The following is a 20,624-nucleotide window of genomic DNA, read 5'->3' as shown; positions in this document are numbered from 1 at the left end:
CCGCTTTACAAGCAGGAACGGCGCAGCCATTCAGCAAGCCGGCGGGCCAGCGTGGCCTACCGGCTTCTTAACGCTTCAAGCGCGGAATAGATCGCCATGCCGGCCAGCATGGCGGCCACGAAGATCAAGGCCTGCGGCACGCCCGCCGCCGCGGCCACCAGCGCCGGCCCCGGGCAGAAGCCCGCCAAGCCCCAGCCCGCCCCGAACGCCAGGCTGCCCAATGCCAGGCGCAGGTCGATGCGGGTGGCGGTGGGCCAGCGCAGCGGCTCACCGGTCAGGCTGGCGCGACGGCGGCGCAGCACGGCGAAGCCCGCGGCCGTGATCAGCACCGCGCCCCCCATCACAAACGCCAAGGACGGATCCCATGCGCCCGCCAGATCCAGAAAGCCCAGCACCTTGGCCGGGTTGGCCATGCCGGACACGATCAGGCCCAAGCCAAAGACCAAGCCCGATACGAAAGCGATCAGCGCAGTCATGTCACACCCCCATCAGATGCCGCGTGGCATAGACCATGGCAAAACCCGCCGCCATGAAGAGCGCGGTGGCGGCCAGCGAACGCGGCGATCCGCGCGACAGCCCGCACACGCCGTGGCCGCTGGTGCAGCCAGATGCGTAGCGCGTGCCGATGCCCACCAGCAGGCCCGCCACGATCAGGCGCGGCGTGCCGGCTTCGACCACAATGGCCGGCAGCGCGGCGCCCAGCGTGTATAGCCACGGCGCGGCGCACAGCCCCACCAGAAACGCCAGCCGCCACACGCCATCGCGTTGCGGCGGCAGCAGGCCACCCAAAATGCCGCTGATGCCGGCGATGCGGCCCGCGCCCGTCATCAGCAGCACGACGGCGGCGCCGATCAGCAGGCCGCCAACCGTGGCCGTGACGGGGGTAAAGGAAGACCAGTCCGGGTTCATGTGAGTGACTCCATCGCGCGGCCGCAGTACAAACTGGATAGCGTTTTCATGACCTGGCTGACTTCGAAGCTGGCCATCTGGTAGTAGACGTACTTGCCCTCGCGGCGCGTCGACACCAGGCCTTCATCGCGCAACACGCCCAATTGCTGGGACAAGGTCGGCTGGCGGATGCCGGTCAGGGATTCCAGTTCACCCACGTTGCGTTCGTTCTGCACCAATTGGCACAGCAACAGCAAGCGATCTTCGTTGGCCAGCGCCTTCAACAGCGTGCAGGCCTGGGCGGCGGATTCTCGCAAGGTCGCAAGCTCGCATTCGGTCAGGGAGGCATTCATGGCGTGGGCTGGAAATGAAAAAATCGAGCAATCATTATATTTACAGATAGACTATTCAGCAATATTATTTAAATACATATATTGATATTCACGGGCCGCCATGAATCCACATATCCAAGCCTTCTTCGACGCCGTCACCGCCACCGTTACCTACGTGGTGCATGACGGCAGCGCCTGCGCCATCATCGATTCCGTGCTGGACTACGACCCGAAGTCCGGGCGCAGCAACACTGCCAGCGCGGACCGGGTGGTGGACTACGTGCGGGAGAACGGGCTGGACACGCAATGGCTGCTGGAAACCCACGCCCACGCCGATCATCTGTCCGCCGCGCCCTACTTGCAGCGCAAGCTGGGCGGCGTCATCGCCATCGGGCAAAGCATCCGCACCGTGCAGGGCGTGTTCAAGCAGATCTTCAACCTGGAACCCGAGTTCCAGCTTGACGGCTCGCAGTTCGGCCGCCTGTTCGCCGACGGTGAAACCTTCCCGATCGGCAAGCTTGAGGCCACCGCCATCCACGTGCCGGGCCACACGCCGGCCGACATGGCCTACCTGATCGGCGACGCCGCGTTCGTGGGCGACACCATGTTCATGCCCGACGTGGGCACCGCGCGCTGCGATTTCCCGGGCGGTAACGCGCACGAGCTTTATCGTTCGATCCAGCGCCTGCTGAAGCTGCCCGGCGACACCCGGCTCTTCATGTGCCACGACTATCCGCCCAATGGCCGCGACGCCAATTGGCAGACATCGGTGGCCGAGCAACGCAACGCCAATATCCATGTCCGCGACGGCATCAGCGAAGACGACTTTGTCGCCATGCGCACGCGGCGCGACGCCACCCTGTCCATGCCGACGCTGATTCTTCCCGCTATCCAGGTGAACATCCGGGCGGGCCATTTCCCGCCGCCCGAAGACAACGGCGTGCGCTATCTGAAGATTCCGGTCGACAGCTTGTAGGCCCCCACGTCGCGCGTTCCGTGCTTGCGCGGCGCGGGCGAATCCCTCAAGATCGGTCGATCCACAGCCGACCAGACCGATCCCCATGTTCGCAGAAGCCGAAGCCGACCCCATCCTGTCCAAGGACGAATTCAAATCGTTGGAGACGCGGCTGCGCGTCGCCCTGCTCAATGCGCAATACCAGCGCCTGGAAAAGGCGGACAAGACGCTGCTGGTGGTGGTGGCGGGCATCGACGGCGCCGGCAAAGGCGCCACGATCAATCTGCTGAACGAATGGATGGACCCGCGCCACATCAAGACCCTGGCGTATGGCCCGCCCGAAGGCGAAGAACTCGAACGTCCGCCGTTCTGGCGCTACTGGAAAGACCTGCCGCCCAAGGGCAGCACCGGCATCGTGTTCGGGTCCTGGTATGCGCCGCTGGTCATCGAGGCGGCCCGCAAGAAACCCAACCAGGAATACATCGACGCGCATGCCGCCGCCATCCGCCACTTTGAAGCGATGCTGGCCATGGAGGGCGTGCAGATCGTCAAGCTGTGGTTCCACCTGTCGGCCGATGCCCAGCAGGAACGCGCACAGCGCCTGCTGGCCAGCCCCGAAACCTCGTGGCAGGTCAGCCCGGTGGACTTGAAGGTCTACAAAAAATACGACCGCATCCGCAACGCCGGCCAAGTCGTGATGAACCACACGGACAGCGGGCATGCGCCCTGGGTCGTCATCCCCAGCGCCGACGAGAACATGCGTTCGGCACGCACGGCCGAGGCCGTGCTGGCGGCCATGCGCCAGCGCAGCGTGCCGCGCATCCCGCAATCGTTCCTGGCGCATTCCCGCCCCGCGCGCATCGTCGACCGCCTGGGCAAGCTGGATTACGAGGCCAAGATCGACAAGGACGACTACGAATCCGAGCTTGGCCTGTTGCAAGGCCGGCTGGCGCGCGCGGCACGGTCCCGGAAATTCCTGGATCGCTCGCTGGTGCTGGTCTTCGAAGGCCAGGACGCCGCCGGCAAGGGCGGCGCCATCCGGCGCGTGACGCACGCGCTGGACGCCCGCCAGTTCGACATCACGCCCGTCTCCGCGCCCAACAGCTACGAGCTGTCGCGTCCCTACCTGTGGCGCTTCTGGCGTCACCTGCCACGCCACGGCCGTGTCGCCATCTTTGACCGGTCCTGGTATGGCCGCGTGCTGGTCGAGCGCGTGGAAAAGCTGACCGCGCCCGCGCAGTGGCGGCGCGCCTATGGCGAGATCAACGACTTCGAGGAACAACTGGCGGCAAGCGGCGCGATCGTGCTGAAGTTCTGGCTGGCGGTGACGGCAGACGTGCAGCTTGAACGCTTCAAGGAGCGCGAGAAATCGCCCTTCAAGAACTTCAAGATCACGCCGGATGACTGGCGCAATCGCGAAAAATGGAAGGACTATGCAGCCGCCGCCAACGAGATGCTGACGCGCACGGACATCGCCCATGCCCCCTGGCATCTGGTGTCGGCCAACGACAAGCGGTACGCTCGCGTGCAAGTGCTGCGACACATCGTCCAAGCCATGGAAGATCAACTCTGAACCCGAATCTGAATCCGAATCCGAATCCGCCAGGAGACCCCGCGCAATGAGCACCCTTGAAATCCGCCCTGTCGTGGCCGCCGACTTTGACGTCTGGCTGCCGTTGTGGAAGGGCTACCAGGCGTTTTACCGCGTCAACATCGATGACGCCGTAACCCGCAACACCTGGGCGCGCCTGCTGAACCCCGCCGAACCCATGCATGCCGCGCTGGCCTACAGCGGCGGTCGCGCCATCGGCATGGTGCACTGGATTTTTCATCGGTCCACCTGGACGGCGGGCGACTACTGCTACCTGCAGGACCTGTACGTGGACGCGGACGTGCGCGGCACGGGCGCGGGCCGCGCGCTGATCGAACACGTCTACGCCGAAGCCGCCGCCGCGAACGCTTCGCGGGTGTACTGGCTGACTCACGAAACCAACGCGTCCGCGATGCAGTTGTACGACCGCATCGCGGACCGCTCCGGCTTCATCCAGTACCGCAAGGTGATGGCATGAGCGCTCGCGACCCGAACTGTCCGCTATGCCTGGAGGATGGCGGCTCGCTACTGTGGCGCGGGCCGCACCTGCGCGTCATCGAGGTCAACGACGCGGACTACCCGGGTTTTACCCGCGTGATCTGGAACGGCCATCTGGCCGAAATGACCAGCCTGTCCACGCATGGCCGCGACCTGCTCATGCGCGCGGTGTACGCGGTGGAAGAGGCGCAGCAATCGGTGCTGGCGCCTGACAAGATCAATCTGGCGTCGCTGGGCAACATGGTGCCCCACTTGCACTGGCATGTGATTCCGCGGTGGCGCGGTGACCGCCACTTTCCGGACCCGATCTGGGCCGCGCCGCGTATCGCCGCCGGCGCGGAAACCTCGGAATGGACCGACCGCCAGGCGCGCACGCAGGCCCTGCTGCCGCGCTACCGCAATCGTGTGGTGGAAAGCATGAACGCGCTGCTCATGCATTGAGTGTCGGGCCGAGCGCCGGGCCCCGGAACGCCGCGTCGGCCCATTCCGCCCATTGCATTCATTACGTACCTACGCCGACCGCGCCTCGCGGTCAGGGCATCCTCGTTCAGCCAGCCACGAGGTATAAGCGTGCTCGACCTGCCCCGCGATGCGCTCGGCGGAAAACAATCCTTCGCCCCGGATGCGCTCCCGGCCCGCGTCGCCCATCCGGCGCCGCAAGCCCGGGTCACCCAGCAGCGACGCCAGCGCCGCCGCCAACGCGGCGGGATCGCGCGGCGGCACCAGCAGGCCGGTCACGCCGGCTTGCATGGTTTCCGGGACGCCACCCACGTTGGTGCCGATAACGGGCAAGCCCATCGCCGCGGCCTCAATGAACACGGTGCCCAAGGCCTCGCGGTGCGTCGCCAGAGCAAAAACGTCGAACGCCATCAGCACATTGCCGATGTCGTGGCGCCGACCGGTGAAATGGACCCGCTGCGCCAGCCCCAGCGCCGCCACCTTGGCCTGCAGCTGCTCGAAGAGCGGCATGCCGTCGCCCACCAGCACCAGATGCGCGGTCGGAAAGCGGGCGGAAATCTGTTCGAATGCGTCGATCAGGTCACCGTGGCCCTTTTCGGCGCGCATGACGGCCACGCAACCCACCACCAGCGCATCTTGCGGCAAGCCCAGTTCCTGCCTCAGGCTTACGCCTTCGCGCACCTGCGGCAGCACCACCGGCGAATGGATCGTCGCAACGGATTCCGGCCGCGCGCCGCCATCCAGCAATTGCCTGCGCACATACCGGCTGACGGCGATGACGCGATGCGCCAGCCAGGTATAGGCATAGAGCGAATTGATGGGCTTGGCCAGATGCCGCGTACGCACGATCAGCGGCGTACCCGCCAGCCTTGCGCCCAGCGCCGCCAGCACGGTGTCACGGCGGCTGTGCGTGTTGAGGACGTCAAAGCGCTCGCGCCGCAACAAACGGCGCACGAACGCCACGCCACGCAGGAAATTGCCGGGGCCGTCCATCACGATGCGGTGCACCGTGAACCCCGCCTGGCTCAGTCGGTCGCCCAGTTCCGCGCCCGGCTGGCAGACCAGTTCCAGATGGTGGCCACGGTCGCGCATCGCGACCATCTCCTTGAAGATGCAGAACTCCTGCCCACCGAACGAGGTGGCGGCCTCCGTATGCAGGATGCGCAAACGGGCGCCGGCCTTGCCGGTCGGCGAATCAAAGACAGGTGGCGTCATCGGAGCGTCGAATTTTCGGGCGAGTTGGAATTGTTCCATGCGCGGTCGCGGGCCAAAAGATAGGCTTCCAGATAGGCCACGTCGTCCTGCTCAAGGGGTGGAATGCCATGTATGCGGCAGTCGTCGGCGCACTCGGACGCCGCCAATCGCGTGCCAGCCCACACCTGGATTCGGCCTGTGCCAGACAAATCGAAGCGCGCGCCTTCGCGCCGCCACGTCAACAGGCGCATGCTGGGCGTCAGGCGCAGCACTTCGTAGGCCCCATGCGGAGCGGATACGGCCGGAGAAGGCAGAGCGCGACCGATGTCCACCAGACGGCGGACACTGGATGTTGCTGGCCGGTACATCAGCACGGAAAGAGGATCAAGAGGCATGAGGGGCTAGCGAAGGTTGCCAGCCCGCTGCTGTTAGCCAGGAACTGAGCAAAATGTTCAAGAAAATTCTGATAATCGAAATTAATTGACACGCCTATTACAACTTGACGCACCGAGAATCGGAATTTAGTTGAAATCTGCCCGGAAGTCATCCGTGCGACCCGCAGAGCAAGCGTCCAAAGGCAGGACGTTCAGCCCTGCCGGCTCAATGGCAGCCAAAGCTGCTTACTCAGGAATTTCTGAGAAAGGAAGGAATTTCGCCGACGTTGGCATACAGTTGCCCCGCTCTTTATCAAGTCGGCATCGCCGTGCGCCCGCCAGCCTGACAGTCCGTTCAGGTAAAATTCAGCACAATTTCCGATGTTAACAAATCACACAAAGGACGCTCATTGAACCAGCAGGCCACGCCCCATCGCCCCGTCTCCTTCCTCCAGGCGTTCCTGCGTTCAGAAGCGCTGGGCGGTTACGTGCTCATGGCCGCCGCGCTGGTCGCCTTGATCATCGCCAACAGCCCGGCCGCCCCTGTTTACTTCGATGTGCTGGGGGCCAAGCTGGGCTTCGAAGCCGGCCCCGTCGTGCTCAAGGAAACGGTGCTGCATTGGATCAATGACGGTCTGATGGCGGTGTTCTTCCTGTTGGTGGGCCTGGAGATCAAGCGCGAGGTCATGGACGGCCAACTGCGTGGCGTCGGCCGCATCGTGCTGCCGGGCGTTGCCGCCGTGGGCGGCATGGCGGTGCCCGCGCTGATCTATGTGCTGATCAATCTGGGCAGCCCCGAAACCCTGCGCGGCTGGGCCATTCCTGCCGCGACCGACATCGCGTTCGCGCTGGGCATCCTGGCCTTGCTGGGCAGCCGCGTGCCGACGTCCTTGAAGATCTTCCTGACCGCGCTGGCCATCCTGGATGACCTGGGCGCCATCGTCATCATCGCGTTGTTCTATACGTCGGAATTGCAAGTGTTCGCGCTGGGCATGGCGGGCGCGCTGCTGGCCTGCCTGTTCTGCCTGAACCGCGCCGGCGTGCTGCGCCTGACGCCCTACCTGCTGATCGGCGCCGTGCTCTGGTATTTCGTCCTGAAGTCCGGCGTGCATGCCACCTTGGCCGGCGTGGCGCTGGCGCTGACCATCCCGCTGCGGCCGCGCAACCAAGGCAAGCCGGAGGCCCATTCCCCCCTGCATGACCTGGAGCACGCCCTGCACAAGCCCGTGGCGTTGCTGATCGTGCCGATTTTCGGATTCGCCAACGCGGGCGTGTCGTTCGCGGGCATGGGCCTGTCCAGCTTGGCGCAGCCCGTACCCATGGGCGTGGCGCTGGGCCTGTTCCTGGGCAAGCAGTTGGGCGTGTTCGGCTTCGCCTGGCTGGCCATCAAGAGCGGCATCGCCAGCCTGCCGCGCCATGCGACGATGACGCAGGTATATGGTGTGTCGATGCTTTGCGGCATTGGTTTCACCATGAGCCTCTTCATTGGCGCCCTGGCCTTCACCGATGCCGCCACCATCGACGCCACCAAGATCGGCGTGCTGACCGGCTCCTTGCTTTCCGCCGTGCTGGGCTTCCTGCTGCTGCGCATGAGCGGTGCGCCGGCAGCGGAAGTTACCGCGACCGAGGCCGCGCGTTAAGCCCCGAGGCTGGCGCGCGCTATGCCAAAATCGCGCCCATGCCGATTGATAACCGCCTGACTCCCAACGCCCTTGCCGCCCAGACGGCTGAACTTCCCGCCGCCTGGGCTGCGGCTTTCGCGCCACGCGTCGTGGCCGATGCGCTGGCCTCGGCCACCGCCCACGTGGAAAAGCGCCTTGCAGACGGCGCGGTCGTGTACCCGGCCACGCCGTTTCGCGCCCTGCACGGCCTGGCGCCTTCGGATGTGCGCGTGGTGATCCTGGGACAAGACCCCTACCATGGCCCCGGCCAAGCCCAAGGGCTTGCGTTCTCGGTGCCCGATGACTGCAAGCGCCCGCCCAGCCTGCGCAACATCTTCAACGAAATCGCGCAGGAATACCCCGGCACCGCCATTCCCGCCGGCAATGACCTCAGCCCCTGGGCGGAACAGGGGGTGTTGCTCTTGAACACCTGCCTGACGGTGGAAGACGGCCAGCCCGCCTCGCACGCCAAGCGCGGCTGGGAAACGGTGACCGATGCGCTGATCTCATTGGTTGCGCGCGACCCCGCACCCAAGGTGTTCATGCTGTGGGGCGCCCATGCGCAGGCCAAGCGATTGTTGCTGCCGGACAACAATCGCCACCTGGTGTTGATGTCCAACCACCCCTCGCCACTGTCCGCCCGCAGGCCGCCCGTGCCTTTCCTGGGCTGCGGGCACTTTCAGATGACCAACGCATGGCTGGTGAACCAAGGGAAAAACCCTATTGATTGGGGGCTGGACAAAAAAGTAATTCCCTTGCAGGGCGAAATCAGGTTATGATCGCCGCACTGCACAAAACGAGTTCGGCATTTACCGCTTTGATTTAGCGGCATTTTTTGCAGTCTGCCGGGCAACCTAGCCCCGGCCCCATGCCGAACTATCATCGATTCCTGACCTCCTTTCCTTTCGCCCTGCGTTCCAATCTGTACAAGAGAACGCGCCACGCGCACGGTTGATTCGGTCGGCACGATGCTCCATCAACCGTCGCCTGGATCCGGCCGCCTAATCCCCTGGCCCGACCAAGCACTGCGTCGCATTGTCTGCGGCAAGGGAAAGTAATGTCTTTCGAAAACCTGGGTCTTGCACCCGCTCTGTTGTCGGCCGTTCAAGAAGCTGGCTTCAATACCCCCACCTCGGTCCAAGCTGCCGCCATTCCGCAAGCACTGGCCGGCCACGACCTGATGGTGTCCTCGCAAACGGGCAGCGGCAAGACCGCCGCCTTCATGCTGCCCGCCCTGCACCGTATTGCCCAGATGCCCGCCAACAAGGGCGTCGGCGTGCAAGTGCTGGTGCTGACCCCGACCCGCGAACTGGCCCTGCAAGTCACCGAAGCCACGGCCACCTATGGCCGCAAGCTGGCTGACCTGCGCACCGCCACTGTCGTTGGCGGCATGCCCTACGGCGCCCAATTGAAGGCCCTGTCGCGTCGCGTTGACGTGCTGGTCGCCACCCCCGGCCGCCTGATCGATCACCTGCAATCGGGTCGCGTCAAGCTGAACACCGTGCACACGCTGGTGCTGGACGAAGCCGACCGCATGCTGGACATGGGCTTCATTGAAGACATCGAAACCATCGTCAGCCGCCTGCCGGAAGACCGCCAGACGCTGCTGTTCTCGGCGACGCTGGACGGCACGATTGCCAAGCTGGCCGCGAAGATGATGCGCGACCCGCAGCGTATCGAGATGGCCGGCGCCAAGGAAAAGCACACCAACATCACGCAAAGCCTGCTGTACGCGGACGACGCCGGCCACAAGATGCAGTTGCTGGATCACGTGCTGCGCGACGCCAAGCTGGATCAAGCCATCGTCTTCACGTCCACCAAGCGTGGCGCTGACGACCTGGCCGATCGCCTGGCCGACCAAGGCTTTGCCGCCGCTGCCCTGCATGGCGACATGAACCAGCGCCAGCGCACCCGTACGCTGTCGCAACTGCAACGCGGCCAACTGCGCATTCTGGTTGCCACCGACGTTGCCGCCCGCGGCATCGACGTGCAAGGCATCAGCCACGCCGTCAACTTCGACCTGCCGATGCAAGCCGAAGACTACGTGCACCGTATCGGCCGTACCGGCCGCGCCGGTCGCAGCGGCCTGGCGTTCACGCTGGCCACGCACTCCGAGCGCCACAAGGTTCGCCGTATCGAGCACTACATCGGCCAAACGATTACGCCGGAAACCATCGCCGGTCTGGAACCCAAGCGCACGCCGCGTCCGTCGGCCGGCGGCAGCGGCGCCCCGCGCGGCGGCAAGCCGTTCGGCAAGCGTCCTGGCGGTTTTGGTGGTTCGCGCCATGAAGGCGGCGGCTACCAAGGCAACCGCGAAGGCCGTTCGTTTGGCGGCCCGCGTGAAGGCGCCGCTCCCCGTGGCGAATTCAAGCCGCGTGAAGGTGGTTACCAAGGCAACCGCGACAGCGCCCCGCGCGAAGGCGGCTACCAAGGCAATCGCCCCTTCGGCGACCGTCCGGCCCGTTCGTTCAGCGATCGTCCCAGCTTCGGTGATCGTCCCCAACGCGAAGGCGGCTACCAGGGCAATCGCCCGTTCGGCGACCGTCCCCCGCGTGAAGGCGGCTTCCGTGGTGGTGACCGTGATGCCCGCCCGAGCTTCGGCGGCGACCGTCCCAGTTTTGGCGACCGCCCCCAGCGCGATGCCCGCCCGTTCAGCGAACGCGCTCCCCGTGAAGGCGGTTTCCGCGGCGCTGACCGTGACGCCCGCCCCAGCTTCGGCGATCGTCCCGCTCGTGAAGGCGGCTTCCGTGGCGGTGACCGTCCGGAAGGCGGCTTCCGCGCCAAGCCCTCGTTTGACAAGCGCCCCGGCGGCCCCGCCAAGCGTTTCGCCAAGCCGGCTGATCGCCGCGGCTAATTCGCCCGCTTGATCCCCACCAAACCCCGCGCCTGTCGCGGGGTTTGTTTTTGGGGCGGCCCCAAACTGAAGCGCCCAACAACGCCCAGCGTCGCCGTTCTTTTTTTGGGAAAATGCGCCCATGACCACGCCTTCCTCGACCATGCAACGCCCCGCGCCCGCCAACCTCCCCCCCCTGTCCCCCGCCGCCCAGGCGCACAGCGACGCCACCGCCGCGCACTTGCGCAAGACAATCTCCGCCAATGGCGGCTGGTTGCCGTTCGATCACTGGATGGCGGAGGCGCTGTACGCGCCCGGGCTGGGCTACTACGCGGCCGGCAACGTCAAGCTGGCCGATACGGATGACGGCGCCAAGACGCCTGCCGGCGACTTCGTCACCGCGCCGCAACTGACTCCGCTGTTCGCCCGCACCATCGCCCGCCAGGCGGCCCAGGTGCTGCGCCAAACCCAAACGCAAACGGTGCTGGAATTTGGCGCGGGGACCGGCGCACTGGCTGAAGGCGTGCTGCGCGAGCTGGACGCGCTGGGGCTGGACCAGACGCAATACCTGATCCTGGAAGTGTCGGCCGACCTGCGCGCGCGTCAGGCCGAAAGGCTGGCGTCGTTCGGCAACCGCGTGCAATGGCTGGATTCACTGCCCGACGCGTTCGCGGGCTGCGTGCTGGCCAACGAGGTGCTGGACGCCATGCCCGTTTCCCTGTTCTGCTGGAGCGAAGACGGCGCCGTGCTGGAGCGCGGCGTGGCGTTGGATGCGCAGCAAGGCTTTGTCTGGAGCGACCGGCCCGCGCCGGCCGCACTGGCGCAGGCCGTGGCGGCGCGCATGCCGGCGTTGCCCGGGTACGTGTCCGAAATCAATCTGCAGGGCGAAGCCTGGATCGCCGCCATGGGTAGCTGGCTGGAGCGCGGCGCGGCGCTGCTGGTGGATTATGGTTTTCCGCGCAGCGAGTACTACCATCCGCAACGCGCGGGCGGCACGCTCATGTGCCATTTGCGCCATCACGCGCATGGGGATCCCTTCACCGCGCCGGGGTTGCAGGACATCACCGCCCACGTGGATTTCACGGCCATGGCGGATGCGGCGCTCGAGGCCAATTTGCAGGTGTTGGGTTACACATCCCAGGCGCGCTTTCTGATGAACGCCGGGCTGATGGATCTGCTGGCGCAACTGGACCCGTCGGATGCGCAGCAATACGCGCAGGCGGTGGCGCCGGTGCAAAAGCTGCTGTCCGAAGCCGAAATGGGCGAACTCTTCAAGGTGCTGGCCGTGGGCCGAGGCATGACGGAACCGCTGGCCGGATTCTCGCGCGGCGACCGCCTGGGCAAGCTGTAGCCGCCGGCCTCAGCCGGCGCGCAGCCGGTCCAGCCGCGCGCGCCGGACGCTGCTCTTGATACGGGCCGGGTCGCCGGCGCAGGCCTTGGCGATGGCGCCGGCATCCACACCGCGCACGGCGTCCACCCGCGACTGCCACACGGCCATGTCCACGGGCCGCAAGATCGACGCCGTCTTCAACAGATCAAAAAACCGGTCAGGCTTGCGCAGCGCATCGGCGCGCTCCATCAACGCCAACTGCGCTTCCGTGGACTCGTCACTGGCCATGTCCGCGTCTGTATCACGTTCCACCGCATCCAGACCCGTCAGCACCTCCGGCAACAAACGCGCGTAGTCGTTGCATTCGGTGGGGACGCGCATGCGCCGGCCCAGCGCCTCGCGCTCGGGCGTCAGGCGGCACAGCAAGGCGTAGCGCCCCGCCAGCGACAAGCCCTGCTCCGCCGCCCGGTCCACGTTGGCGCCAGCTTCGCTGACCCCTTGCAGTTCGGGCATCACACGGGCCAGCGCGCCGGAATCTCGCAGCACGTCCAGCATGCGCGACGGCTTCTTCGCCATGAGGCCGCGCGACAGTTCTTTCCAGACGCGCTCGGCCACCAGCGCGTCGGCCTCGCCTTCCTGGACCATGCGCTGGCACAGCGCCAGGGTTTCGGGCGCCACGGTGAAATCATCGAAACGCGCCGCGAAGCGGCCCAGTCGCAGGATGCGCACGGGGTCTTCCTGAAACGCTTCCCCCACGTGGCGAAACACGCGAGCGCGCACATCGGCCGCGCCGTCCAGCGGGTCGACCAATTCGCCGTCTTGCGTCTGGGCGATGGCATTGACGGTGAGGTCGCGGCGACGCAGGTCTTCTTCCAGCGTCACGTCGGCGCCGGTATAGAAGGTAAAGCCCTTGTAGCCCCGGCCGGACTTGCGTTCGGTGCGCGCCAGCGCGTATTCCTCTTTGGTGCGCGGGTGCAGGAACACGGGAAAATCGCCGCCGACGGGAATGAACCCACGGCGCACCATGTCTTCAGGCGTGGCGCCCACCACGACCCAGTCGTGGTCGCCGGGCCGCAGGCCCAGCAGCGCGTCACGCACCGCGCCGCCCACGATATACACCTGCAAGCCGTCGATGGCCGGGTCTTGCGTCGGGCCCGGCATCATCGGGCCGCGGTGCTCTCGGCGCCCAGCGGCGTGATGCTGCCCAGACGCTCTTTCAGGGACTGCGACTGGCCGCTGAACATCGCCGCGTAGTACACCGCGTTGGACATCACGTTCTTCACGTAGGTGCGGGTTTCGTTGAACGGGATGGTCTCGGCAAAAATGGCGCCTTCAACCGGATGCGAGAAGGTGGAACGCCAATTCTGCGGACGCCGCGGCCCCGCGTTGTAGCCGGCGCTGGCCATCATCTGCGACCCATCCAGATCGCGCAGCACCATGTTCAGGTAGTTGGTGCCCAGGACGGTATTGGTGTCGAAATCGTTCACGCTGGACGGCGTGAAATCCGTCATGCCGATCTTGCCCGCCACCCACTTCGCCGTGGCCGGCATCAACTGCATCAGGCCGGACGCGCCCACGTGCGAACGCGCATCCATGATGAAGCGCGATTCCTGGCGGATCAGGCCATAGACCCAGGCTGGGTCCAATGCGATGGCGTTGGCCTTGGCGGTGACGCGGCCTTCGAACGGCGCGATGAAGCGCTGGGTGAAGTCGAACTCTTTTTCCGTGCGGTCAGACGTGTTGACCACGCGGTCGTAGATGTTCTCGGCGCGGGCCAGTTCGGCGGCGGCCATCAGTTGGCGGTCGCTCATGCCGCGCAGCGTGAAGTTCCATTCGGGCACCGCCTCGCCTCGCCAGCCCAGGCGGAACAATTGCACGGCCCGCTGCAAGCCGGGGTTGGCGCGCGCTTCGGCGATTTCGCTGTCGGTGATGGGCGCCGGGCGCGGCGGCACGTTGATGCGCCGGCCCAACTCTTCGGACGATAACTGGCCGTAGAAATCGAAGCGGTCGGCAATGCTGGCGTACAGGGCGTTGGCGTCGTCCTTGCGGCCCGTGGCCGCCAGCCCGCGCGCTTTCCAGTACACCCACGACGGGTCGTTGCGCTGCGACGCCGGCATCTCGTCGATCGAGGCAATCACCCACTTCCAGTCAATCTTCGGCTGACGCAGCGCGGCGCGCACCTTCCAGCCGGCGTTGTATTCCGTCATGCGGATGTGGCCGGCCTCGTGGTACCAATCATCGGCGCGGCTATCCATCCGCAGCGCGGCGACCAGCGCATATTGCCCGCGCACCCAGGCCAGATTCGGCTTGGACATGGACTTGGCCCATTCGCGGCGCAGGTAGGAATCGGCCACGCTGACGTCCGAACGCGCCAAGCGGGCCAGCGCGATGGTCACGAGCTCTTTCTCGTTGCGGCCCACCGGCATGCGGTCTTGGCGGGTCAGCCACTTCATCGGGTCCTTCATGAGGACGTCGTAGGTTTTCAGATCGCGCGGCTCGAACATGTATTGCACAAGCTTGCGCGCGTCGGACGTCTTGTCGGCCTCGATGGCGTCGCGCAACTGCGGTTCCAACTGTTCCCACCCCAGCACGCCATCCGCCACCAGTTGGTCGTACAGCGCCCAGCAGGCGCTGCCCGGCGCGAACGCCGACATCGCCTGCTCGGCGGTGGCACGCTGGCCGCTCATGTGCTTGGCGTCCAGGATGGCGCATTCGATCTGGGCGTTGCTGTTCTTCACGGGCGCCAGCTTGCGCACGGTGTCGAAGTCGCCGCTGCGGGCGGCGGCCAGCAGCCAGTCGCCACGCAGGCGGTCAGCCAGATAGGCGTCGCCGTTGCTGCTGATGAAACGTTGCAGGTCGGCCGTGGGCCGGCCGCTGGCGGGCACCGTCCAGAGTTGATAGCGCAGCAGCCAGTATTCGGGGTACATGCCCAGGATGTCGGGCTTGGCCTGCGGCACCAGCGCGCCCAGGATGGACCATTGCTTGCGCGTCATGGCCTCGCGCGCGGCAACCACGGCGGTCAGCGCGGGCGTATCAGCGGTGGGCGGCAGGCCGGCCAGCACGGCGGGCGGCACGGCAATGACGGGTTGGGCGGGTTGGGAAGTTTGGGCGGCGGTTTGGGCTTGCGCGCTGATGGCGGCGTTGCGCTGCTGGGCATCAACCGGCGCACAGGCGGCGGTGAACAGCGCCAGCAAGGGCAACCAACGGCGCAGGCCAGCGCGGGGGTCCGGCGCGAACGCGCCTTGCGGGGATTTCCGGCGAGTTTTCTGATACCGTCCAGATTGCTGCGCTTGTGTCATGCCGCGTCCCTCATTTACCGTCATACCCAGGCCTTGCCGCACGCCTGTATGCACATCGGCACGCTGCTTCGCAGGGCGCCTTGCACGCCGCCTTGCACGTCCGATGCCAGCAGCTTCGCTTTCATCTTCGCCTTCATTGTCCACCCCCATTACAGCCACTGCATGACTACGCAAAATACTCCAGAGGATACCGCAGTCCAGCACCGTACGCGATTGCGGAAACTGCGTGCCGAAATGCCCGAAGACCAGCGCAGCCGCGGCGGTTTGCTGATGCGCGCGCGGCTGTTCACCTGGCTGAATGTGGCCCGCGACGAGGCCGTACGCGCGGGTCGCGCGGCGCCCGCCACCGTGGCCGCCTTCTGGCCCCTGGACGGCGAACCCGACCTGCGTCCGCTGCTGACGCAATGGGTGGAAAACGGCGTGGCCGTGGCGCTGCCCGTGGTGCGCGAGCGCAATGCCCCGCTGGCCTTCCTGCCCTGGACCCCCGATGCCGAGCTTCGCGCCGGCCCGTACGGCATCCAGGAACCCGTGGCCGGCCCCAACGTGCTGCCGGACGTGGTCCTGGTGCCCACGCTGGGTTACACGGAACACGGCGACCGCCTGGGTTATGGCGCGGGCTATTACGACCGCACGCTGGCCGCCTTGCGCGACCGCGGCCATCCCTTCATCACCATCGGCATCGCCTGGAGCTGCGGCGAGCTGGACGCCGACTACCAGGCCGCCCCGCACGACTTTCCGCTGGACGCCGTGCTGACCCAGGACGGCTGGGTGCCGGAAGCGCCACTTTCGCAAGGAACCACGGGCGGCACCACCCTGCATACGTTCCGCATGAACTGACGCACCAGAACCGCCCGGCGGCGCGCACCAAAGCGGTGCCATCAACCGCCGAGGGGATGGTGTTTCAGCGCCCTTGAGAGGATATTTCCCCAAAGGCGTGTCCCCAAAAGCTGGCACGCGGGTTGCTTATTAGTTTGTGACCGGCCGAGCATTGGCCGGGTTGACCGCGTGCAAGCCGGCCACCCACAAGCCGGCAGCAAGCACAGCATCGGAGGAGCCATGAAGGACAGAACATCCCGTCCCGCCGCTTATGACGAAATGCGCCAAGGCGCAGGCGGCATCCGCTCCCAGTACCAGGCGTTCGAACGCTGGCACCAAGAGCAATCGGCTGAAGCCATGGCCGTGCGCCGCCTGGAAGCCGACCTGAGCTTTCGCCGGGTCGGCATTACTTTTTCGGTCGCGGGCGACGCCGCCGGCACCGAACGCCTGATCCCGTTCGACCTGATCCCCCGGATCATTCCCGCCGACGAATGGCGGCACCTGGAAGCCGGCCTGAAGCAGCGCGTGCGCGCGCTGAACATGTTCATCCACGACATCTATCACGGCCACGACATCGTGCGCGCCGGCATCGTGCCGGCCGAACAGGTCTTCCTGAACGCCCAGTACCGCCCTGAAATGCAGGACGTGGATGTGGCCGAGGACATCTACTGCCACATCGCAGGCGTGGACATCGTGCGGGCCGGCGCGGGCGAGTTCTATGTGCTGGAAGACAACCTGCGCGTGCCGTCGGGCGTGTCCTACATGCTTGAAAACCGCAAGATGTCGATGCGCTTGATGCCCGACGCCTTCAGCCGCATCAAGGTCGAACCCGTGGCGCACTACCCCGACCTGTTGCTGGACAACCTGCGCGAAGTGGCCCCACATGGCGGCGACGACCCCACCGTGGTGGTGTTGACGCCCGGCATGTACAACTCGGCCTACTTCGAACACGCCTTCCTGGCGCAGCAGATGGGCGTGGAGCTGGTCGAAGGACAAGACCTGTTCGTCGAACAAAACACCGTCTACATGCGCACCACGCAAGGCCCGCGCAAGGTGGACGTGATCTACCGCCGGCTGGACGACGACTTTCTTGACCCGCTGTCGTTTCGCGCCGACTCGGCCCTGGGCGTGCCTGGACTGCTGTCGGTGTACCGCGCCGGCCGCGTCACGCTGGCCAACGCCATCGGCACCGGCATCGCCGACGACAAATCCACCTATCTCTACGTGCCCGACATGATCCGGTTCTATCTCAGCGAAGAACCCATCCTGTCCAACGTGCCGACCTGGCGCTGCGGCCGGCCCAGCGAACTTTCCCACGTGCTGGCCAACATGCACGAGCTGGTGGTGAAGGAAGTGCACGGCGCCGGCGGCTACGGCATGCTGGTGGGCCCGTCCGCCAGCCATGCCGAGATCGACGCCTTCAAGGACCGCGTGCGCGCCAACCCCAGCAACTACATCGCGCAACCCACGCTGGCGCTGTCCACCGTGCCCACCTACGTGGAATCCGGCGTGGCGCCGCGCCACGTGGATCTGCGCCCCTACGTGCTGTGCGGCAAAGACATCCGCACCGTGCCCGGCGGCCTGTGCCGCGTGGCGCTGACCGAAGGCTCGCTGGTGGTCAACAGCAGCCAGGGCGGCGGCACCAAAGACACCTGGGTTCTGGAGGACTGAACATGCTGAGCCGTACCGCCGACAACCTGTTCTGGATGTGCCGCTACATCGAGCGCGCCGAAAACACCGCGCGCATGCTGGACGTGAACCTGCAGATGTCGCTGCTGCCGCAAGACACGCAAACGCGCGAAGGCTCGTGGCTGGGCGTGCTGCGCATCTCTGAACTGCAAGGGCTATATCAAAGCAAGTACGCATCCATCTCGCCGCACGACGTGCTGCAGTACATGGTGCGCGACCCGGAAAACGCCTCGTCCATCTATTCCTGCATGCGTGCCGCCCGCGAGAACGCGCGCGCCGTGCGCGGCAGCCTGACGACCGAAGTCTGGGAAACGTACAACACCACCTGGCTGGAGCTGCTCAAGCACCTGCATACCGGCCTGCTGGAACGCAACCCCGGCGAGTTCTTCGAATGGGTGAAGTTCCGTTCGCACCTGGCGCGTGGCGTCACCATCGGCACCATGCTCGAAGACGAGGCGCTGTACTTCCTGCGTATCGGCATGCATCTGGAACGCGCGGACAACACCGCCCGCATGCTGGACGTGAAGTTCCATGAACGCGGCAGCAACGGCACGATGGAGTCCCGCGGCGAACCCTCCGGCACCGCCGCGCTGCAAAGCGAGTTCTATCGCTGGTCGGCGCTGCTGAGTTCTGTGTCCGGGCTGGAGATCTACCGCAAGGTGTATCGCGACGTCATCACGCCCGATCGCGTGGCCGAGCTGCTGATCCTGCACCCCGACATGCCGCGATCGCTGCTGGCGTCGATGCGCGCGGTGTCCGAGGACCTGGCGCGCGTATCGAACCAGCGCTCGACCGAAACCCAGCGGCGCGCGGGCATGCTGTGCGCCGAGCTGCAATTCGGCCGCGTCGAAGACATCCTGGATAGTGGCCTGCACCAATACCTGGACCATTTCCTGGACCGCATCAACGACCTGGGCAACCGGATCAGCCAGGACTTCCTGGTTCCGCTGTCGGCATAACCTGGAGACAGCACCATGAAACAGTTCATCACGCACATCACCCACTACCGCTACACCGCGCCGGTCACCTACAGCATCCAGACGCTGCGCCTGACCCCGCGCGACGACGAGCACCAGCGCCTGCTGCGCTGGAACATCGAAGCACCGGGCGCGCTGGAAAAGCAGGTGGACGCCTACGGCAACATCACGCACACGCTGACCTTGAACCGGCCCCACACCGATATTGAATTGCGCGTGGTGGGGCAGGTGCAGGTGGCGCCGTTGACGCGCGGCCTGCTGGGCGGCGAAGACAGCCGCCTGCCCGTCCACGCCTATTGCGTGCAGACCTCGTTGACGCAAGCCGACGACACCATTCTTGCCTTTGTGCGCAGCGTGCTGCCCAACGGCATCACCACCCCGGACGACATCCTGGCGCTGGCCAACGCCATCAGCGACCGGGTCGCCTACGAGCCCGGCACCACCGACGTCACCACGGCCGCCAACCAGGTCCTGGCGATGGGCCACGGCGTATGCCAGGACCACGCCCACCTGTTCCTGGCCTGCGTGCGCGGCCTGGGCGTGCCCGCGCGCTACGTCAGCGGCTACGTGCACACCACCACCGAACACTCGGCCAGCCATGCCTGGGCCGACGTATGGCTGGCCGATATCGGCTGGACCAGCGTCGACATCACCAACCGCCAGTTCGCCTCGGACAGCCATTGCCGCCTGGCCGTGGCGCGCGACTATGACTCGGCCTCGCCGGTGCGCGGCGTGCGCAGCGGCGGCGGCGAGGAATCCATGGAGATCAGCGTGCAGGTGCAGACGTCCGGCCAGCAATAACCGCCGCGCCCGCGCCGCAATACAATGCGGCGTGGTTTCTCCAAATTTTCGATCATGACCTACTGCGTAGCCGCCCGCCTTGACGCTGGCCTGGTATTTCTCTCTGACTCCCGCACCAATGCGGGCGTCGACCAGATCAGCGTCTTCCGAAAAATGACCGTCTTCGAACGACCGGGCGAGCGCGTCATGGTCATGATGACTTCCGGCAACCTGGCGGTCAGCCAGGCCGTGCTGCATGCCCTGGCCCGCCAGCACGAGGAAGGCGGCGACACCATCTGGACCGCCACCGACCTGTTCGAGGCCACCCGCTGCGTGGGCGCCGCCGTGCGCGAGGTCTACCAGCGCGAAGCCCCTGCCCTGCATGAGCAAGGCGTGGACTTCAACGTCAGCATCATTTTCGGGGGACAGATCGGCGCCGAACGCTGCCGCCTGTTCCAGGTTTACGCGGCCGGCAATTTCATTGAAGCCGGCCAGGAATGCCCGTACTTCCAGATCGGCGAAGCCAAGTACGGCAAGCCCATCCTGGACCGCGTGCTGCGACCCGACACGTCACTGGACGAAGCCGCCAAGTGCGCGCTGATTTCCATGGACTCGACCTTGCGGTCGAACATTTCCGTGGGCCTGCCGCTGGATTTGCTGGTGTATGACACCAACGCCCTGCGCGTGACGCACTTTGCCAGCATCGACGAAAACAACGAATACTTCCGCATGATCCGCGGCACCTGGGGCGAACGCCTGCGCCAGGTTTTCGCCGAGATCCCCGACCCGCTGTGGACCAACCCCGACGACCCCAGCTCACTGGTGCCCTTGAGCCGCGTGCACCAGCCGCTGCGCATCGAGCCGGTGAACGCGCCCGAACCCAGCTACCCCACACCGCAGGTGCTGGCGCAAGATTCGGGCAAGGATCAGGCGAATTGAATCCAGGCG

The 20,624-nt window shown here is 65.8% G+C and carries 20 protein-coding genes; 13 read left to right on the top strand and 7 right to left on the bottom strand.

Going from position 1 to position 20,624, the window contains the following annotated elements:
- Window positions 1–56: 56 nt before the first annotated feature.
- Genes CVS48_RS07525 through CVS48_RS07515 form a run of 3 tightly spaced genes read right to left on the bottom strand, consistent with a single transcriptional unit; the run spans window position 57 to window position 1,241 of the window.
- Window positions 57–476, bottom strand: coding sequence for a YeeE/YedE family protein (locus tag CVS48_RS07525; RefSeq protein ID WP_100853900.1), 420 nt, complete (start codon window positions 474–476; stop codon window positions 57–59).
- 1 nt (window position 477) lies between these two features.
- Window positions 478–909: a YeeE/YedE family protein gene (locus CVS48_RS07520; protein WP_100853899.1), complete on the bottom strand. Its 432-nt coding sequence runs from the start codon at window positions 907–909 to the stop codon at window positions 478–480.
- Window positions 906–1,241 (bottom strand): ArsR/SmtB family transcription factor, encoded by a 336-nt coding sequence (locus CVS48_RS07515; RefSeq protein WP_100853898.1) that lies wholly within the window; start codon window positions 1,239–1,241, stop codon window positions 906–908. The genes CVS48_RS07520 and CVS48_RS07515 overlap by 4 nt, the downstream gene beginning before the upstream one ends.
- Before the next feature lie 100 nt (window positions 1,242–1,341).
- Here CVS48_RS07515 and CVS48_RS07510 point away from each other — a divergent pair, with 100 nt between their 5' ends.
- The 4 genes from CVS48_RS07510 to CVS48_RS07495 all read left to right on the top strand — a co-directional run bounded on the left by CVS48_RS07510 (window position 1,342) and on the right by CVS48_RS07495 (window position 4,705).
- Complete coding sequence (locus tag CVS48_RS07510) at window positions 1,342–2,196, top strand: MBL fold metallo-hydrolase (RefSeq protein WP_100853897.1); 855 nt, start codon at window positions 1,342–1,344, stop codon at window positions 2,194–2,196.
- Between the two features lie 85 nt (window positions 2,197–2,281).
- Window positions 2,282–3,748, top strand: coding sequence for a polyphosphate:AMP phosphotransferase (pap, locus tag CVS48_RS07505; protein WP_100853896.1), 1,467 nt, complete (start codon window positions 2,282–2,284; stop codon window positions 3,746–3,748).
- Between the two features lie 46 nt (window positions 3,749–3,794).
- Entirely contained in the window at window positions 3,795–4,244 is a 450-nt protein-coding gene (locus CVS48_RS07500; RefSeq protein ID WP_100853895.1) for a GNAT family N-acetyltransferase, read from the top strand.
- Window positions 4,241–4,705 carry an HIT family protein gene (locus tag CVS48_RS07495; protein ID WP_100853894.1) on the top strand — a complete coding sequence of 155 codons (465 nt, stop codon included), beginning with the start codon at window positions 4,241–4,243 and terminating at the stop codon, window positions 4,703–4,705. The genes CVS48_RS07500 and CVS48_RS07495 overlap by 4 nt, the downstream gene beginning before the upstream one ends.
- A 69-nt stretch (window positions 4,706–4,774) precedes the next feature.
- Here the strand turns inward: CVS48_RS07495 and CVS48_RS07490 are convergent, their stop codons facing one another.
- Complete coding sequence (locus CVS48_RS07490) at window positions 4,775–5,938, bottom strand: glycosyltransferase (protein ID WP_100853893.1); 1,164 nt, start codon at window positions 5,936–5,938, stop codon at window positions 4,775–4,777.
- Window positions 5,935–6,312, bottom strand: a complete 378-nt coding sequence (locus tag CVS48_RS07485; protein WP_100853892.1) for a hydrogenase — start codon at window positions 6,310–6,312, stop codon at window positions 5,935–5,937. Before CVS48_RS07485 ends, CVS48_RS07490 begins: the two co-directional genes overlap by 4 nt.
- A 389-nt stretch (window positions 6,313–6,701) precedes the next feature.
- Here CVS48_RS07485 and nhaA point away from each other — a divergent pair, with 389 nt between their 5' ends.
- The 4 genes from nhaA to CVS48_RS07465 all read left to right on the top strand — a co-directional run bounded on the left by nhaA (window position 6,702) and on the right by CVS48_RS07465 (window position 12,136).
- Window positions 6,702–7,931: a Na+/H+ antiporter NhaA gene (gene nhaA / locus CVS48_RS07480; RefSeq protein WP_100853891.1), complete on the top strand. Its 1,230-nt coding sequence runs from the start codon at window positions 6,702–6,704 to the stop codon at window positions 7,929–7,931.
- Between the two features lie 38 nt (window positions 7,932–7,969).
- Complete coding sequence (locus CVS48_RS07475; protein WP_100853890.1) at window positions 7,970–8,731, top strand: uracil-DNA glycosylase; 762 nt, start codon at window positions 7,970–7,972, stop codon at window positions 8,729–8,731.
- 278 nt (window positions 8,732–9,009) lie between these two features.
- A complete protein-coding gene (locus CVS48_RS07470; protein ID WP_100853889.1) occupies window positions 9,010–10,806 on the top strand; it encodes a DEAD/DEAH box helicase in 1,797 nt (598 codons plus the stop codon).
- A 142-nt stretch (window positions 10,807–10,948) separates the two neighbouring features.
- Window positions 10,949–12,136 carry a class I SAM-dependent methyltransferase gene (locus CVS48_RS07465; protein ID WP_100857551.1) on the top strand — a complete coding sequence of 396 codons (1,188 nt, stop codon included), beginning with the start codon at window positions 10,949–10,951 and terminating at the stop codon, window positions 12,134–12,136.
- A gap of 9 nt (window positions 12,137–12,145) precedes the next feature.
- Here CVS48_RS07465 and CVS48_RS07460 read toward each other — a convergent pair whose 3' ends face one another.
- Together CVS48_RS07460 and CVS48_RS07455 are read right to left on the bottom strand one after the other, a co-directional pair.
- Window positions 12,146–13,276 carry a tRNA nucleotidyltransferase/poly(A) polymerase-related protein gene (locus CVS48_RS07460; RefSeq protein WP_100857550.1) on the bottom strand — a complete coding sequence of 377 codons (1,131 nt, stop codon included), beginning with the start codon at window positions 13,274–13,276 and terminating at the stop codon, window positions 12,146–12,148.
- A complete protein-coding gene (locus tag CVS48_RS07455) occupies window positions 13,276–15,414 on the bottom strand; it encodes a lytic transglycosylase domain-containing protein (RefSeq protein ID WP_100853888.1) in 2,139 nt (712 codons plus the stop codon). Before CVS48_RS07455 ends, CVS48_RS07460 begins: the two co-directional genes overlap by 1 nt.
- 162 nt (window positions 15,415–15,576) lie before the next feature.
- On the opposite strand from CVS48_RS07455, the gene CVS48_RS07450 reads away from it, so the two are divergent.
- The 5 genes from CVS48_RS07450 to CVS48_RS07430 all read left to right on the top strand — a co-directional run bounded on the left by CVS48_RS07450 (window position 15,577) and on the right by CVS48_RS07430 (window position 20,615).
- Window positions 15,577–16,251: a 5-formyltetrahydrofolate cyclo-ligase gene (locus CVS48_RS07450; RefSeq protein ID WP_100857549.1), complete on the top strand. Its 675-nt coding sequence runs from the start codon at window positions 15,577–15,579 to the stop codon at window positions 16,249–16,251.
- Window positions 16,252–16,470: 219 nt separating this feature from the next.
- Entirely contained in the window at window positions 16,471–17,901 is a 1,431-nt protein-coding gene (locus CVS48_RS07445; protein ID WP_100853887.1) for a circularly permuted type 2 ATP-grasp protein, read from the top strand.
- A gap of 2 nt (window positions 17,902–17,903) precedes the next feature.
- On the top strand, window positions 17,904–18,878 hold the full coding sequence (locus tag CVS48_RS07440) for an alpha-E domain-containing protein (protein WP_100853886.1): 975 nt from the start codon (window positions 17,904–17,906) through the stop codon (window positions 18,876–18,878).
- 15 nt (window positions 18,879–18,893) lie between these two features.
- Window positions 18,894–19,697: a transglutaminase family protein gene (locus CVS48_RS07435; RefSeq protein ID WP_050446175.1), complete on the top strand. Its 804-nt coding sequence runs from the start codon at window positions 18,894–18,896 to the stop codon at window positions 19,695–19,697.
- A gap of 54 nt (window positions 19,698–19,751) precedes the next feature.
- Window positions 19,752–20,615 carry a proteasome-type protease gene (locus CVS48_RS07430; RefSeq protein ID WP_100857548.1) on the top strand — a complete coding sequence of 288 codons (864 nt, stop codon included), beginning with the start codon at window positions 19,752–19,754 and terminating at the stop codon, window positions 20,613–20,615.
- Window positions 20,616–20,624 lie beyond the last annotated feature (9 nt).

This window comes from Achromobacter spanius (assembly GCF_002812705.1).
In the GTDB taxonomy this organism is placed as follows: Bacteria; Pseudomonadota; Gammaproteobacteria; order Burkholderiales; family Burkholderiaceae_B; genus Achromobacter; species Achromobacter spanius.
Note: the sequence above shows the minus strand (reverse complement) of the source record. Positions and strands in the feature narration are given on the sequence as shown.